The following is a 15,546-nucleotide window of genomic DNA, read 5'->3' on the forward strand; positions in this document are numbered from 1 at the left end:
TATCAGCCGCCCAGCGGCTGCCTATCCGTACTGGCATCGGCTGCGTCAGCGGCCGACGCAGCGAGCACAACGCCACAGACCAGGACGGGCGCCCCGGGGGCACGCCTTCAGGGTTACTTTTTGCCAATCCCATATTCACGCAGCTTGTTGGCGATGGCGGTGTGGGAGACCCCGAGCCGCTTGGCCAACTGGCGGGTAGAGGGGAAGGCCGGGTAGAGCCGCTCCAGCAGCCGGCTCTCGAAGCGCTTCACCGCCTCGTCGAGCCCCCCCTCGAACCACTCGTCGATAAGGGGCATGGCGTCGGCCGCCACCGGCAGGTCCACGTGCTCGGGGCCTATTTCGTCCCCTTCCAGCAACGTCATGGCCCGGTAGAGGCAGTTGCGCAGCTGGCGCACGTTGCCGGGCCAGCGGTAGGCGGTCAGGTACTCGGCCATGTTGCGGGTAAAGCGCGGGCGTGGGCGCTGCAACTCGCTCGCGAAGCGGGAGACGAACTGCTGTGCCAGGGCCATGATGTCCGCCTTGCGCTCGCGCAGGGGGGGCAGCGCCAGACTCAGCACGTTGAGGCGGTAGTAGAGATCTTCCCGGAACTTGCCTTCGTGCACCAGATCCAGCAACTGCTTCTGGGTGGTGCAGATGAAGCGCACGTTGACCCTCACCTCCTGCTCGTCCCCGACCCGACGGAAGACGCCGTCTTGCAACACCCGCAGGAACTTGGTCTGCAGATGGGGGGACATGTCGCCTATCTCGTCCAGCATCAGGGTGCCGCCGCTCGCCAGCTCCAGCACACCGCGCTTGCCCTCGGTGTTGTTGCCAAAGGCGCCGGGGGCGTAGCCAAACAGCTCGCTCTCGGCCACGTTGTCCGGCATGGCGGCGCAGTTGAGCGCCATGAAGGGATGGCTGGATCTCAGGCTGGCGCCGTGGCAGGCGCGGGCCAGCAACTCCTTGCCGGTGCCGGTCTCGCCCACGATGAGCAAGGGGGCATCCTGCATCGCGAGCTTGGCGGCCTGGGCCAGCACCTCCTTCATCTTCTGGCTCTCGGCCTGCAGGTGCTCGAAGCCCCCGACTTCCACCGCGTGCAGCGCGCTGAAGTGCATGCCGACCCGGCGGGCGGATTTGAGCACCACAACGGCGCCGGCCAGGGCCTGTTTGCCCTTCTCCTCGGCCACGAACAGCGGCATCAGATCGCCGAGGTACTCCTCGCCGCCGAGGCTGAGTTTGCAGGTCTGGGGCTTGATCTCGCTCGCCTCCAGCCAGCGGGCGAAGGAGAAGCCCTTGACCAGGGAGCCGAGCGCCACCCCGCGCACCTCTTCCGGCGGCAGCGCCAGCGTGGTGAGGGCGGCCTGGTTGGCCTGGGTCACCCGCCCCTTGCTGTCGAGGGAGAAGACCAGATCCGGCAGCGCCTTGAGCAGGGCCTCTATCTCGTGATGCTCCCGCTCGGAGGGCATATAGGGGATGGTCTTGACGTCATAGACGCCGGGAATGCGGCGGATCTCCGGCATCAGATGCTGGAAATCGCGAAACTCCAGCTCGGGGAAATTGAGATAGATGATGCCTGAGGTATCGATTTCGATGCCGCGCAGATCGATGTTGTGCTCCACCAGTCGGTCGAGCAGTTCCCGGGTCAGGCCCAGACGGTCTTCACAGCTGACTTCAAGACGCATTCGGCACACACTTCCTAGCTAACATTCTGAATAGCCGGATGATACAGACTCGATCCCGCCAGTGCGAGCGCTCCCCCATAAAAATGCGGGCCCGCCCCGTTTTCACCGGGCAGGCCCTCTCAATGGAGATGCAGAGGCGCAGGATCTCAGCTCAGCAGCTCGTCCGTGCGTGCCGCCATGATGAAGTCGTTGCGATGTAATCCTCCTATCTTGTGGGTCCACCAGCTCACTGTCACCCTGCCCCACTCGAGCAAGATCGCCGGATGGTGGAACTCGACCTCCGCCAGCTCGCCCAACCGGTTGGTGAAGGCCAGCGCCTCCTTGAAGTTGCGAAAGGCAAATTCTCGCCTCAGTTGCAGCTCGCCGTTCACCACCAGGGGCTGCCAGTCGGGGATGGCGTGCATCAGCTCGCTCAGCTCCTGCTCGGTCACCCTGGGGGCATCGGCGCGGCACGCTTCGCACCGCTGATTTGCCAGTTCAGACATTCGGGACTCCTTTCATCAATGGAATGGGTTGGAAACGGGGTCAGCTCGCCTGCCGGCCAGAGGCCGGGGCAAAGCGGGGCGGACGCAGGCCAAGGCGACGGGCCTCGGCCACCGCCGCCATGATCTGCTGCGGCCCCAGGCGGTAGAGGCAATCCAGGCTTGGCAGCACGAAATAGACGGGCTGCATGATGTCGATGCGATAAGGGGTGCGCAGCACCTCCAGCAGATCGAAGGGTTGCAGCACCGGCTTGCCGGAAAGGGCATAGGCAGTCTCGCCGATGGAGGAGAGGATGCCGCCCCCGTAGATGCGCAGCCCCTCCCCCTCCTGCAGGAGACCAAACTCCACGGTGAACCAGTAGAGCCGCGCCAGATAGACCCGCTCCTCCTTGCTGGCGTTCAGCCCGAGCTGGCCATAGAGGTGGGTGAAGTGGGCGAAGGCGGGATTGGTCAGCATGGCGCAGTGGCCGAAGATCTCGTGGAAGATGTCGGGCTCTTGCAGGTAGTCGAGCTCGTCCCGGCGGCGGATGAAGGTGGCCACCGGGAACTGGCGATCCGCCAGCAGGGCAAAGAAGCGATCGAAGGAGATGAGCGCGGGCACGGCGGCCACCGACCAGCCGGTGGTGGGGCTCAGGGCGGCGTTGATCTCCCCCAGTTGCGGGATACGATCCCGGGGCAGTGCCAGCCTATCCAGCCCCGCCAGGTATGCGTCGCAGGCCTTGCCCTCGAGCGCCGCGAGCTGGCGCGCGATCAGGATCTGCCAGGTCCCCTGCTCTTCCTCCGAGTAGTGGATGCAGCCCTGATCGTCCGGTTGGTGTGCTGTGTAGCTACTTGCCATGATCCCTGCCATCTTCGGCCCCTAAAGGCCCCTTGTCGTTGCTCTTCAGGATCACTGTAACGGCTTGCCCATCAAAAAAGCAGCCGACCCCGAGGTCGGCTGACTGCCACAGATGTAAATAATTTGTGACATCTCGATGTGCTTTCCTGGGGCGCTGCCGTGGATGAGGCAAGCCGCCCGGGGATGGCTCAGGCAGGGAGATCACAGCCCTTGAATGGCCCCTATGACTTGCGAAGATAGCCCGCCAGCTGGCCGATAAGCCGTTTGCGCAGCTCACCTAGCCTGGGTTTCTCGTCCGCACACCAGGGCAGCGGGCGGCACGCCTCTATGGTGCGCAGCCCCAGGCGGGCGGTGAGCAGGCCGGCCCCCACCCCTTGCGCGGCGCGGGCGGAGAGCTTGGCGGTGAGCTCGGCCCCCAGCAGATCCATGCCCACCTCTGTCACCAGCTCGGTGGCGCCGGCATAGAGCATGTTGCGAAACACCTGGCGGATGAGGCGAATGCGGCTCCAGTAGCCAAGCTCGATGGCGTAGACATCGGCGATGTCCTCTATCATCCGCAGATTGCGCCACAGCATCAGCATCATGTCGACGGTGGCGAGCGGGCTCAGGGCCACCAGCACGGCGGCCTCCCCCGACCATTTGGCGACCCTGGCCTGGGCGAGCTTGTCCCGCTCGCCGAGCACCAGCTGGCTGTAGAGGGTCAGCACCTCCCGATCGCTGTGGCTCTTATCGAGCTGGCTGAGCCAGTTGCGATACCCCTCCCGCCCCTTGTCGCCACTCTTCTCGGCCAGGGCCTCGCAGAATGCCTGCCCCTGCCCTACCCCCTGATGGGCCAGCAGATCTTCGGCCCGGGAGCGCACATCCTGGCGCCGCTTGAGGGTGCGCAGCCGCAGCCACTCGCGCCCGACCACCCCGGCCGTGCCGACCGCCACCAGGCCAGAAGCCAGCAGCCAGGCGCCGCCCCATAGCGGGGTGGTGAGAAACTGGTCGTAGAGGAAGGCGCCAAACTGGCCCAGAGAGAGCAGGCCGACCGCCCCCAGTCCCCAGCCCAAGAGGCGATGGCGGCGACGGGGCCGCACCGTCAGGGCCGGGGCTACCTCGGTGAACTCATCGAGCTCCTCGAGTCGCTCGAAGCTCTCTTCTTCCAGCCGCTGGGCCGGGGCCGGGGGCGGCGCTTCGCTCGCCACCGACAGGGTCGGCTCCAGGATCACCTTGCCTTGCAGCGGCACCTTCTGTGTTGTCTGATCGTTCATCTTGTTCTCTGCTCCTTGGTGCGGCGCCGGTTATTCGAGGTGATCCCCGAGCAAGAACTCCAGTGCCGCGTCCAGCCGGATATGGGGCAGCGCCTGATGGGCGCTCATGGGCATGGGGCGAAATGCCTGAAAATCAAAACCTTGGCTTTGCCACCACAGGGCAGGCGGTATCTGGGGCGGTACCTCCCCCGGGAAGAGCAAGAGCGGCTCCCCTGCCAGGCTGGTGCCACGGATGGCCGGGAACTCGCGGCCATTGGCCTGCCCCTTGCCCACCTCTGTGGCCTTGATGGCGGCCAGCGCCAGGCATTCGGTCTCTATCCCCTCGAAGCGGGCCTGGCCCCGGCCGCTGCTCACCAGATGCTGGAGCAGGGAGACCAGGGGCCCATGCTGCTCCGGGGTGACGTGATCGGCCTTGCTCGCCACGAACAGCAGCTTGTCGATGCGCGGGGAGAACAGGCGGCGCCACCAGTTGCTCTTGCCATAGGCGAAGCTCTCCATGATGCGGGCTATGGCCTGCTGCATGTCGCCAAAGCTGGCGGCCCCGGCGTTGAGGGGCGCCAGGCAGTCCACCAGCACTATCTGGCGATCGAAGCCTGCGAAGTGCTGCTCGTAGAAGCCCTGCACCAGGTGCTGCTTGTACTGCTCGAAGCGCTGTTTGAAGGTGGCGTAGAGGCTGCCATCGGCGGGCTCCTGGGCGGGTTTGTCCCAGACCCAGGGCACGAATTGCAGCAGCGGCGCCCCGGCATACTCCCCCGGCAACACGAAACGGCCCGGCTGGATAAGGTGCAGCCCCAGCTCGCGCTTGCAGGCGTGCAGATAGTCGGTGTAACGCTCCGCCAGCTGGCTCGCCGGCCGCTCCTCGAAGGCTTGCTCGGCCTGCCAGCCGGGGGTCAGCCAGTCGGCGGCCAGGGCCTGCAGCTCGGGGCGACGCAACTGGTTTGCCACCTGCTCGCTCCACTGCTCGTAGTCGAGATCCAGCAGCGGCAAGTCCAGCAGCCACTCGCCGGGGTAGTCCACCAGATCCACATAGAGGGTGGAGATCTCCCCCAAGTGCCGGCGCAAGGGGTGGCGGGTGCGGTAGCGGATTTCCAGGCGCACCTCGGCCACCCCACGTGTCGGCTCGGGCCAGGCAGGGGGCTCGCCGAACAGGGCGTCTAGGCCCCGCTCGTAGGGGAAGGTGGGAATGTGGGCATTTTGCTGGGGAACCCGGCGGGCGCCGAGGATCCGCCCCTGGCGCTGGGCATCCCACAGGGGCAGACGACCGTCGATGGCGGCGTGCTCCAGCTGATTGACCAACGCCGTGATGAAGGCGGTCTTGCCGCTGCGGGACAGGCCGGTGACCGCCAGCCGGATGTGGCGATCCCGAGCCCGGTTCACCACCTCAAAGGCCTTGTGCTGCAGCACAGACCATGACTGTTCGAGTTTGTTGCGTATCAAGGCGGGTCTTTTTCTCCTGTCACAGCCGAACCATGGGGATAAGGGCCGGGGCCAGGGCCCCGCGCCCGTACGGTACTCAGAGCTTGCTGAACTCGCGCTGCAGGGTGAACTCCTTGGAGGTCACCAGCTTCTCGATGCGTTGCAGTCTGGGCTCGAGCGTGTCGAGCTCCTGGGCGATGCGGCCGAGCGCCTGATGGGGGGTGACCCCCGCCTGCCAGCTGCGCGCCTTCATGCGCACCTCGGCAAAATCCGCCTCCTGCTCCCCGTAGAGGGTGACCGGCTTCTTGTCGAGCAGGAACCAGGCGGCAATGTAGGCGGTGAAGGTGATGAAACCGGCGAAGATGAGGCCTGTGATGGCCAGCAGCCGCACTATCCAGGTCTCCACCCCGAAGTAGTCGGCAAGGCCGGCGCAGACGCCGGCTATCTTGCCCTTCTGGGGATCCCGGTAGAGATTGCGAGAGTTGTTCGAGGCGCTCATACCTTGTTCCTCCAGCCAGAGACTTCAGCATCCGCAATGAAACCCTGTGTACCGACCGACGCAGACCTCACGCCATGGCAGCCATAGATGGCATTCATACCTTGTTCCTCCAACCGGGGACCTCGGCATCCAGAATGGATTCCAGTGCCCCGACTCTCTCCTGCATCTTCTCGGCACGGACCAGCAGGCCCTGCAACTGCTCCCGCTCATTGTCGGCGAGACCCGCACCGATCCGGCCCTTGGCGCGATAGTGCAGCACCAGCCAGATGGGGGCCACTATGACCATGAAGACGATGAGTGGCGTCGCCAATATCCCAAGAATGTCTTCCATTCATCACTCTCCTTTCGAGGCGGTGTCGCTCTGGCCGAGCTTCTGGCGCATGGCCTCGAGCTCGCGGCTGATCTGATCGTCCGCTTCCAGCTCGGCAAACTGCTGGGCCAGCGCCTTGTCGGACTGGCCGAGATCGGCGCGGGCTTCCATCTCGTCGATGCGGCGCTCCATCCGCTCGAACTTGCTGACCACGGCCTGGCTGTCGCCACGGGCCACCTGGCTTTGCACGTTCAAACGGCTGCTGGCGGCCTCGCTGCGAATGGCCATCGCCTTCTGGCGGGCACGGGCGTCTTCGAGCTTGGCTTCCAGCTGGCGGATCTCGTCGCCCAGCTTGTCGATGCCGCAGTCCACCGCCTGCTGCTCGCGATAGAGCGCCTCGGCAAGCTCGCTCTGCTTGTTCTTCTCGATGAGGGCGGCACGGGCCAGATCCTCGCGCCCCTTGGTCAGGGCCAGCTCGGCCTTGGCCTGCCATTCGTTCACCCGCTCCTGATGGCGGCTGACCTGACGGCCGATCTCTTTCTGGTTAGCGAGGAAGCGGGCCAGGTTGGAGCGCTCCTTCACCAGTTCATCTTCCATCTCCTGGATGATCAGGCGCACCATCTTCTGGGGATCCTCGGCCTTGTCGAGCAGGGACGTCAGATTGGAATTGATGATGTCGGCCAGGCGGGAAAAAATACTCATGGTTGTACTCCTGTGATGGGCATTGGGTTGTTTCTCCATTGACAATGGCAACTTGTGTGCCAATCTGGAACAATAATTAACTTGTTGATTTATATGGGCACTCTCCATGAGTTTCAAGACGCCCGGAACAAGAGATGATTAAAATAACCAACTTTTGGTAAGATTAACCAGATTTTTCAACGAACAGGGATCAGGATGACCACGGCCACGGAAAGTCTGTTGGGTGAGTCCAACGCGTTTCTAGAGATCATCGAGCAGGCCTCGCGACTCGCCCCCCTGCGCAAACCCGTGCTGATCATCGGCGAGCGGGGGACCGGCAAGGAGCTCATCGCCCACCGCCTACATTATCTCTCGGATCGCTGGGATCAAAGCTTTGTCACCATCAACTGCGCCACCTTGAGCGAGAGCCTGCTGGAAACCGAGCTGTTCGGCCACGAGGCGGGATCCTTCACCGGCGCCGCCAAGCGTCATCAGGGTCGCTTCGAGCGGGCCGATGGCGGCACCCTGTTCCTCGACGAGCTGGCCACCACCAGCGCCCGGGTGCAGGAGAAGCTGCTGCGGGTCATAGAGTACGGTGAATTCGAGCGGGTGGGCGGCGCCAAGGCACTCAAGGTGGATGTGCGCCTGGTGTGCGCCACCAACGAGGATCTGCCGCAGCTGGCGGCCCGGGGGCAGTTTCGTCACGATCTGCTGGACCGGCTGGCCTTCGACGTCATCACCCTGCCCCCGCTGCGGGAGCGGCGAGAAGATATCCTGATGCTGGCGGAGCACTTCGCCCACGGCATGACCCGGGAGCTGGGGTATCCGCTGTTTGCCGGCTTCTCTCGCAAGGCGACCCAGTTGCTGCAAGATTACCCCTGGCCCGGCAACGTGCGGGAGCTCAAGAACGTGGTGGAGCGCAGCCTCTACCGTCAGGGCAATCCGCAGTTGCCGCTCTCGGAGCTGGTGATCAACCCCTTCGACTCCCCCTGGCGCCCCCGTACCGGCAGCCCGTCCCCGGTCACCACCGAGGCGACCTCGGCAAGCGGCACCCAGGCCATGAGCCTGCCACTGGATCTCAAGGGGGCGGTCGCGGAATACGAGATTAATTTACTCAAGCAAGCGATGCAGCAATCCCAGTATAATCAGCGCAAAGCCGCCCAATTGCTGACCCTGAGCTACCACCAGTTCAGGGGCATGCTGCGCAAATACCAGCTGCTCGAAGGGGATGACAACAATGGCAACATGGACAACGACTGACCCTCTGCCACCACCCGTTCCGAAGCATGCTGTGCAAATACCAGCTGCTCGAGGGGGATGACAACAATGGCAATGCGGACAACGACTGACCCTCTGCCACCACCCCCGTCGAGACATGCCTGGTAAATACCCGCTGCTCGAGGGAATTGACGAGGGGAATGTTCGCACACCCCGATGGGACGCCCTGCCCGGCAGGATCCCGCAACGCGCCCGCCCTCTGGCGGGCAACTCTGTCTGAAAACATGGTTCCAACATGAGAATGCTCACACCACTGCTGCTCGGCCTCCTGGTACTGGTCACCGGCTGTCAGAAACAAGACGATGCCTCCAGGACCGGGCTCATCTATTGTGCCGACGGGGCGCCCAGATCCTTCAACCCGCAGCTTGCCAATTCCGAGGCGACCCTGGATGCCAGCGCCCGCCCGCTCTACGATCGCCTGCTCGAGGTCAATGCCAATACCCTCAGCATCGAGGGGGGCCTGGCCACCCACTGGCGCAGCAGCGAGGACGGCCTCTCCTATACCCTGACCCTGCGCAAGGGCGTGACCTTCCATCGCACCCCCTGGTTCAATCCGACGCGCCACTTCAACGCCGACGACGTGCTCTTCACCTATCATCGCCTGCTGGACGAGCACCACCCCTTCCACAGCATCTCGGGTGGCGAGTACCCCTATTTTCACAGCCTGGGGCTAAGCAGCCTCATCAAGCGGGTCTACAAGAAGGGCCCCAATGAGGTGGTGTTCGAGCTGAACCGGCCGGATGCCTCCTTCCTCGCGACCCTGGCCAGTGACTACGCCATAGTGCTCTCGGCTGAATATGGCGAGCAGATGGACAAGGCTGGCACCCCCGAGCTGCTGGACAGCCGCCCCATAGGCACAGGGCCCTTCAGTTTCAAGGAGTACCGTCACAACGAGTTCGTGCGCTACCTGCGCCACCCCGGCTACTGGGGCGGCGAAGCGAAGATTGAGCAGCTCATCTACGACATCACCCCCAAGTCGTCCAAGCGGCTCGCCAAGCTGCTGACCGGCGAGTGCGATGTGATGAGCACCCCCTCCGCCAGCCAGCTGTCGGTGATAGACAAGGACTCCCACCTCAATCTGTCGGTGCAGTCGGGCATGAACGTCGCCTTCCTCGCCCTCAATACCCGCAAGGCCCCCTTCAACAAGGTGCAGGTGCGCCAGGCGCTGGCCAGTGCCATCAACGTGCAAAACCTGCTGCAGGCGGTCTATTTCGAGACGGGTCAGCCTGCCGCCAGCCTGCTGCCGCCGCTCTCCTGGGGCTACAACCCCTCCCTGACCCAGCGCAAGCCCGATCTGAAGCTCGCCCGTCAGTTGCTCAGGGATGCCGGCTACCCGCAAGGGTTCGAGATGCAGGTGCTGGTGCAGCCCGGCGCCCGCCCCTACAACCCGGATGGTCTCAAGACGGCCCAGCTGATGCGCAGCGATCTCGCCAAGATAGGGGTGAAGCTCAAGATAGTGCAGCAGGCCTGGCCGGTCATCGAGACCCGGCTCGCCCACGGGCAATATGACAGCCTGCTCTCCGGCTGGATCGCCGATAACGCGGATCCGGACAACTTCTTCCGCCAGCTGCTGAGCTGCGCCGCCGTCGAGCGGGGCAACAACTACAGCCGCTGGTGCAGCCCCGCCTTCGATCAGCTGCTGGACGACGCTGTGACCACACCGCAACTCGCCTTCCGCCTGCGCAACTATTACTATGCCCAGTCGCTGCTCAACGAACAGCTGCCGCTCATCCCGCTGGCCCATGCCCTGCGCACCCAGGTGAGCCGCAGTGACATTCAGGGACTGACCCTGATGCCCTTTGGCGGCACCACCTTCAACCAGGCCTATCGGGAGTGAACATGGCGGGCATCCATCCCATCGGTGGCATCTGGCCTCCCTTCCCATCGACGCACCCCTGCGCGGAGGCATAAGCATGTTTTTTTATATTCTGCGTCGCATCACATTGCTGGTGATCACCCTGCTGGTGCTGACCATGGGGGCCTACCTGCTGGAGTTTCGCCTCATCGGCCAGGTGCTGGACTTCTGGCACGGCTACCCGGACTTCCTGCAGCGCATCGCCGCCGGAGATTTCGGCTTCTCCAGCGTCTCCGGCCTGCCGGTGCTGGACGAGATCCGTCACTACTTCCCGGCGACCCTGACCCTCTGTCTCGCGGCCTTTGCCATCTCGCTGCTGGTGGGGATCCCGCTCGGGACCCTGGCGGCCCTCTATCAGGGGCGTGGCCTGGATCTCTCCATCATGGCCGCCGGCCTCATCGGCTACGCCGTGCCCGTCTTCTGGCTGGCGCTGCTGATGGTGATGTTCTTCTCCCTGGATCTCGGCTGGCTGCCCTCTTCGGGCCAGATCAGCCTGCTCTACGACGTTCCCTCCATCACGGGGATCGCCATCGTCGACGTGCTGATGAGCCAGGAGCCCTGGCGCGAGGCGGCACTCCATGACGCCCTGCGCCACCTGGTGCTGCCGTCCCTGGTGCTGGCCGTGGTGCCCACCACCGAGGTGATCCGCCACGTGCGCAGCTCCCTCATCGACGTGATGAAGCAGAACTACATCAAGGCCGCCGCCAGCCGCGGTCTCTCCCGCCGCCAGATCGTCTGGCGCCACGGCCTCAAGAATGCCCTGCCCCCCGTGCTGCCCCTGCTCGGCCTGCAACTCGGCAGCGTGCTCACCTCCGCCATGATCACCGAGGTGGTGTTCGACTGGCCCGGGATCGGTCGCTGGCTGGTGAGCAGCATAGCGCTTCAGGACTATGCCGCCATCCGCGGCGCCTTCCTGGTGGTGGCCAGCTTCGTCATCTTCATCAGCGTCAGCACCGAGTTGCTGACCACCATAATGTATCCGGCACGGCGCAAAGAACTCTATGCAAAACAAGACTGAGTATGCCCACAGCGGCACGCACGCCAGCATGTCGGCCTCGCGCTGCTCACCGCCTTCATGCTGTATCCGGCACGGCGCAAAGAACTCTATGCAAAACAAGACTGAGTACGCCCACAGCGGCACACACGCCTGCATGTCGGCCTCGCGCTGCTCACCGCCTTCATGCTGTATCCGGCACGATGCAATGAACGCTATGCAAAACAGGACTGATTGGGCTTGCGGCCGCATGTGCGCCCCCCTTGTCCGCCACGGCGTAAAGAACACCATGCAAAACAAGACTGACCCCGCTCATGGCCAGGGCTGGAGCCTGCATCATGCACGATAAATCGAACATCTATCCGGAGCTCAAGATCCTCTCCCCCCTGGAGCAGACCTGGGCCTCCTACCGCCGCAATCCGCTGGCCATGGGCGGCCTCTGGTGCTTCGGCCTGCTGCTGCTCATCACCCTGGTGGGCCCCTTGGTGGTGCCCTACGGCATCGATGATCAGCACAGCGGCCGCCTGCTGCTAGCCCCCTCCTGGGCCAGCACGGGGAACATAGACTACTTCCTCGGCACCGACGATCTGGGCCGCGACATCCTCTCCCGCCTCGTGGTGGGGGCCCGCCTCACCTTCGGCAACGCCTTGCTGGTGGTGGTGATAGCGCTCCTCGTCGGCTCCGCCATCGGCATCCTCGGCGGCATGAGCAAGGGGGTGAAGTCGAGCGTGCTCCATCACCTGCTCGATACCCTGCTCTCCATCCCCTCCCTGCTGCTGGCCATCATAGTGGTCGCCATCCTGGGGCCAGGGCTGTTCAACACCCTGATCGCTATCACGCTGGCGCTGATCCCCCCCTTCATCCGGGCGACCTACAACGCCGTCCACGCCGAGATGCAGAAGGAGTACATCATCGCGAGCCGCCTCGACGGTTCACCCCCCTTGCGGATCATGCGCCTCGCCATACTGCCGAACATAGTGGAAACCCTAGTGACTCAGACCACCCGGACCCTCTCTGCCGCCATCCTGGATATCTCGGCGGTGGGCTTTCTCGGCCTCGGGGCCCAGTCACCCCAGCCGGAGTGGGGCGCCATGCTGGCCGATTCGAGCGATCTCATCTATCTGGCCCCCTGGACAGTGACCCTGCCGGGCATGGCCATTTTGTTCAGCGTGCTGGTGACTAACCTGGTGGGTGAAGGGATCCGCGAAGCGCTCAAAGAGGGGAACGATTGATGCAATGTTCTGTGCCGAAGATAGGCATGCTCACCCTTGTTCTCCGCCCATTCCTGTACGGCGTGCTGGTTAACCCATCGCTGGTGGGTGAAGGCATTCGCGAAGCGCTCAAAGAGGGGAACGATTGATGATACTGCGGCTCTATACCATCAAGGACGGCATGGCCCAGATGCAGCACGCCCTGCCACACCCTCATGAGGAGCGCCACTGATGCCCTTGCTCGACATACGCAACCTGACCATAGAGATCGACACCCCCCAGGGCAAGGTCAAGGCGGTGGACAGGGTCAGCCTGACCCTGAACGAGGGGGAGATCCGCGGCCTGGTAGGAGAATCGGGCTCGGGCAAGAGCCTGGTGGCCAAGGTGATCGTCGGCATCCAGAAGGACAACTGGACGGTGCGCGCCGACCGGATGCGCTTCAACGACATGGACTTGCTGACCATGGCCCCCAAGGAGCGACGCCGCATCATGGGCCGGGAGATCGCCATGATCTTCCAGGATCCCATCAGCTGCCTCGACCCCTCCGAGGAGATAGGCACCCAGCTCGAGGAGGCCATCCCCACCAGCGCCTTCGCCGGCAAGTTCTGGCAGCGCTTCCAGTGGCGCAAGAAGCGGGCCATCGCCCTGCTGCACAGAGTCGGCGTCAAGGATCACCGCAAGGTGATGCGGGCCTATCCCCACGAGCTGTCGGATGGCATGTGCCAGAAGGTGATGATCGCCATGGCCATCGCCAACCAGCCGCGGCTGCTGGTGGCGGACGAGCCCACCAGCGCCATGGAGTCCACCACCCACTCCCAGATCCTGCGGCTGCTGGACAAGATGAACAAGCTGGGCAACACCACCATCCTCATCATCAGCAACGACATCGCCGCCATCGCCAACCTGACCGACACCATCAACATCATGTACTGCGGCCAGATGGTGGAAGTGGGCACCCGGGATCAGATCCTCGAATCCCCCCGCCACCCCTATACGGACGCCCTGCTCAAGTCCATTCCCGACTTTGACAAGCTGGTGCGCCACAAGTCCCGGCTCGAGACCCTGCCCGGGGTGATCCCCCCTCTGCAGCACCTGCCCATCGGCTGCCGCCTCGGCCCCCGCTGCCCCTACGCCCAGAAGCAGTGCGTGCAGACCCCGCTGATGAGCAAGGTCAAGGGACACCAATTTAGCTGCCACTTCCCCTTGAACATGGAAGAGCCGAAGAAATGAACCCGAGTCATCACCACTCCATGTCCCATCAGCAAGGCCAAGGGACATCCATTTCCCAGCTGCCACTTCCCGCTGAACATGGAAAAATCGAAGAAATGAGCCTGACCCTGAATACCGCCATAAAGGAGCCCAGCCTGTGATCGAACCCGCCCTGTTGCAGGTCAGGGGCCTGTGCAAGACCTATCAGAACCGCACCGGCCTGTTCCGGCGCCAGGCGGTGGAGGCCATCAAGCCCCTGTCGTTTGATCTCGGTGTGGGCCAGACCCTGGCCATCGTCGGGGAGGCGGGCTCTGGCAAGAGCACCCTGGCGCGGATCCTGGCTGGCATGATAGAGCCGAGCGGCGGCGAGATCGCCATCGAGGGGCAGCCCCTGGTTCACGGTGACTATCAGACCCGCTGCAAGCTGCTGCGGATGATCTTCCAGGACCCCAATACCTCGCTCAACCGCAAGATCCGGGTCGGCCAGATCCTGGAGACGCCGCTGCGCCTCAACACGGCCCTGAGCGAGGAGGAGCGCCGGGAGAAGGTGGTCCAGACCCTGCGCATGGTGGGCATGCTGGCGGATCACGCACTCTTCTACCCCCAGATGCTCTCCGCCGGTCAGCAGCAGCGGGTGGGGCTGGCGCGGGCGCTCATCCTCAATCCCAAGATAGTGGTGGCCGACGAGGCGCTCTCGACCCTGGACATCTCGGTGCGCTCCCAGATCATCAACCTGCTGCTGGAGATGCAGGAGACCACGGGGCTGAGCTATGTGCTGGTGGCCAACGATCTGGGCATCGTCAGCCACATCAGCGACGAGGTGCTGGTGATGCACGAGGGCCGGGTGGTGGAGCGCGGCAAGACCCTCAAGGTGTTTGCCGATCCCCAGCACGACGTGACCCGCCGCCTCATCCAGAACTACAACAACGAATATCGCCGCTGATCCCCAGCCGTTCCCCCTCCGGCCCATGGGCCGGGCATAAAAAAACCCGGCCTGATGTCGCATCAGTCGCCGGGGGATTGCGCTCAAAAAAGTGATTGCGTCGCTCGTAGTAGGAACACCGAGATAGTAGGCAGCCCCTCTGGGGTCAACAACTGTCAGATCTGACAGGCAGGCCGCTATGGAACCTGAACTGCGGATCCGGCGAGCAGATAAGCTCGGCTTCAATCCGGCCAAAATAGGCGACCCGCTCGCCGATATCCTCCCCCGCATATTGCTCCGCCAGTGCCAGGTAGTCCTGGTAGTGGCGTGCCTCCGATCGCAGCAGGGAGACATAGAAGCGACCCAGCTCCTCGTCCAGGTGGGGGGCAATCTTCGCAAAGCGCTCGCAGGAGCGCGCCTCTATGTAGGCGCCGATGATCATCTTGTCCACCACGGCCGCCGGCTCGTAGGTACGCACGTGGGCCAGCAGGCTGCGGGCATAGCGGGAGGCGGTGACGGGCCCGTAGGGGATGCCGCGGGCCTGCATTATCTCCAGCACCTGCTCGAAGTGGTGCAGCTCCTCCTGGATGAGCCGCACCATGGGAAACAGCAGGGGATTGCGCTCGAGCTCGGCGAACACGCTTCTGTCGGACTCCCCCATGGTGCGTTTGCCGAGGATCTCGGCCTTCTCGGGGATGGCATCCAGCTCACGGTAAAATTCAAGCTTGGGCAGCAGGTGGCGCTTCTCCTTGGGCAGGCAGTAGCGGCGCACCAGGCTGTGGGCCGTCAGGGCGGCCTTGTTCTCGCAGTTGGCGTGATCGATGAGCAGGGTCGGCAACTGGGCGGGATCCCGCGCCATCTCCACCCACTCATCCGGGGTCTCACAATGCAGGAATTGGCGAACGGGGGCTAGCAGGTCATCCATCTGAACTCTTGT

At 63.9% G+C, this 15,546-nt stretch carries 15 protein-coding genes; 6 read left to right on the plus strand and 9 right to left on the minus strand.

Annotated elements, in window-relative coordinates; all coding sequences use genetic code 11:
* Positions 1–113: 113 nt before the first annotated feature.
* The 8 genes from tyrR to pspA all read right to left on the minus strand — a co-directional run bounded on the left by tyrR (position 114) and on the right by pspA (position 7,161).
* Positions 114–1,661, minus strand: a complete 1,548-nt coding sequence (gene tyrR / locus Aeroheme_RS11805; protein ID WP_106886955.1) for a transcriptional regulator TyrR — start codon at positions 1,659–1,661, stop codon at positions 114–116.
* 146 nt (positions 1,662–1,807) lie between these two features.
* On the minus strand, positions 1,808–2,146 hold the full coding sequence (locus Aeroheme_RS11810) for a 4a-hydroxytetrahydrobiopterin dehydratase (RefSeq protein ID WP_163149019.1): 339 nt from the start codon (positions 2,144–2,146) through the stop codon (positions 1,808–1,810).
* 40 nt (positions 2,147–2,186) lie between these two features.
* Positions 2,187–2,981 (minus strand): phenylalanine 4-monooxygenase, encoded by a 795-nt coding sequence (gene phhA, locus Aeroheme_RS11815; RefSeq protein ID WP_408817408.1) that lies wholly within the window; start codon positions 2,979–2,981, stop codon positions 2,187–2,189.
* Positions 2,982–3,202: 221 nt separating this feature from the next.
* Complete coding sequence (locus Aeroheme_RS11820) at positions 3,203–4,234, minus strand: YcjF family protein (protein ID WP_408817405.1); 1,032 nt, start codon at positions 4,232–4,234, stop codon at positions 3,203–3,205.
* A gap of 30 nt (positions 4,235–4,264) precedes the next feature.
* Positions 4,265–5,671 carry a YcjX family protein gene (locus Aeroheme_RS11825; protein ID WP_408817403.1) on the minus strand — a complete coding sequence of 469 codons (1,407 nt, stop codon included), beginning with the start codon at positions 5,669–5,671 and terminating at the stop codon, positions 4,265–4,267.
* Between the two features lie 76 nt (positions 5,672–5,747).
* Positions 5,748–6,149 carry an envelope stress response membrane protein PspC gene (gene pspC, locus Aeroheme_RS11830; RefSeq protein ID WP_106886959.1) on the minus strand — a complete coding sequence of 134 codons (402 nt, stop codon included), beginning with the start codon at positions 6,147–6,149 and terminating at the stop codon, positions 5,748–5,750.
* 94 nt (positions 6,150–6,243) lie between these two features.
* The gene (gene pspB, locus Aeroheme_RS11835; RefSeq protein ID WP_106886960.1) at positions 6,244–6,480 is read right to left on the minus strand and encodes an envelope stress response membrane protein PspB; all 237 of its coding nucleotides are present in this window, start codon (positions 6,478–6,480) and stop codon (positions 6,244–6,246) included.
* A 3-nt stretch (positions 6,481–6,483) separates the two neighbouring features.
* A complete protein-coding gene (gene pspA, locus Aeroheme_RS11840; RefSeq protein ID WP_411165894.1) occupies positions 6,484–7,161 on the minus strand; it encodes a phage shock protein PspA in 678 nt (225 codons plus the stop codon).
* Between the two features lie 195 nt (positions 7,162–7,356).
* On the opposite strand from pspA, the gene pspF reads away from it, so the two are divergent.
* The 6 genes from pspF to Aeroheme_RS11870 all read left to right on the plus strand — a co-directional run bounded on the left by pspF (position 7,357) and on the right by Aeroheme_RS11870 (position 14,630).
* On the plus strand, positions 7,357–8,400 hold the full coding sequence (gene pspF, locus Aeroheme_RS11845; protein ID WP_411165895.1) for a phage shock protein operon transcriptional activator: 1,044 nt from the start codon (positions 7,357–7,359) through the stop codon (positions 8,398–8,400).
* Between the two features lie 259 nt (positions 8,401–8,659).
* A complete protein-coding gene (sapA, locus tag Aeroheme_RS11850) occupies positions 8,660–10,255 on the plus strand; it encodes an ABC transporter substrate-binding protein SapA (RefSeq protein ID WP_411167240.1) in 1,596 nt (531 codons plus the stop codon).
* 76 nt (positions 10,256–10,331) lie between these two features.
* Positions 10,332–11,291 carry an ABC transporter permease gene (locus Aeroheme_RS11855; protein WP_163155166.1) on the plus strand — a complete coding sequence of 320 codons (960 nt, stop codon included), beginning with the start codon at positions 10,332–10,334 and terminating at the stop codon, positions 11,289–11,291.
* Positions 11,292–11,605: 314 nt separating this feature from the next.
* On the plus strand, positions 11,606–12,499 hold the full coding sequence (locus tag Aeroheme_RS11860) for an ABC transporter permease subunit (RefSeq protein WP_005325348.1): 894 nt from the start codon (positions 11,606–11,608) through the stop codon (positions 12,497–12,499).
* Between the two features lie 210 nt (positions 12,500–12,709).
* Positions 12,710–13,708, plus strand: coding sequence for an oligopeptide/dipeptide ABC transporter ATP-binding protein (locus Aeroheme_RS11865; protein ID WP_005325353.1), 999 nt, complete (start codon positions 12,710–12,712; stop codon positions 13,706–13,708).
* A 136-nt stretch (positions 13,709–13,844) separates the two neighbouring features.
* Positions 13,845–14,630, plus strand: a complete 786-nt coding sequence (locus Aeroheme_RS11870) for an ATP-binding cassette domain-containing protein (RefSeq protein WP_111910994.1) — start codon at positions 13,845–13,847, stop codon at positions 14,628–14,630.
* A gap of 145 nt (positions 14,631–14,775) precedes the next feature.
* Here the strand turns inward: Aeroheme_RS11870 and miaE are convergent, their stop codons facing one another.
* A complete protein-coding gene (gene miaE, locus Aeroheme_RS11875; RefSeq protein ID WP_234690610.1) occupies positions 14,776–15,534 on the minus strand; it encodes a tRNA isopentenyl-2-thiomethyl-A-37 hydroxylase MiaE in 759 nt (252 codons plus the stop codon).
* Positions 15,535–15,546: the final 12 nt, after the last annotated feature.

This window comes from Aeromonas sp. DSM 116730, assembly GCF_046581335.1.
In the GTDB taxonomy this organism is placed as follows: domain Bacteria; phylum Pseudomonadota; class Gammaproteobacteria; order Enterobacterales; family Aeromonadaceae; genus Aeromonas; species Aeromonas rivipollensis.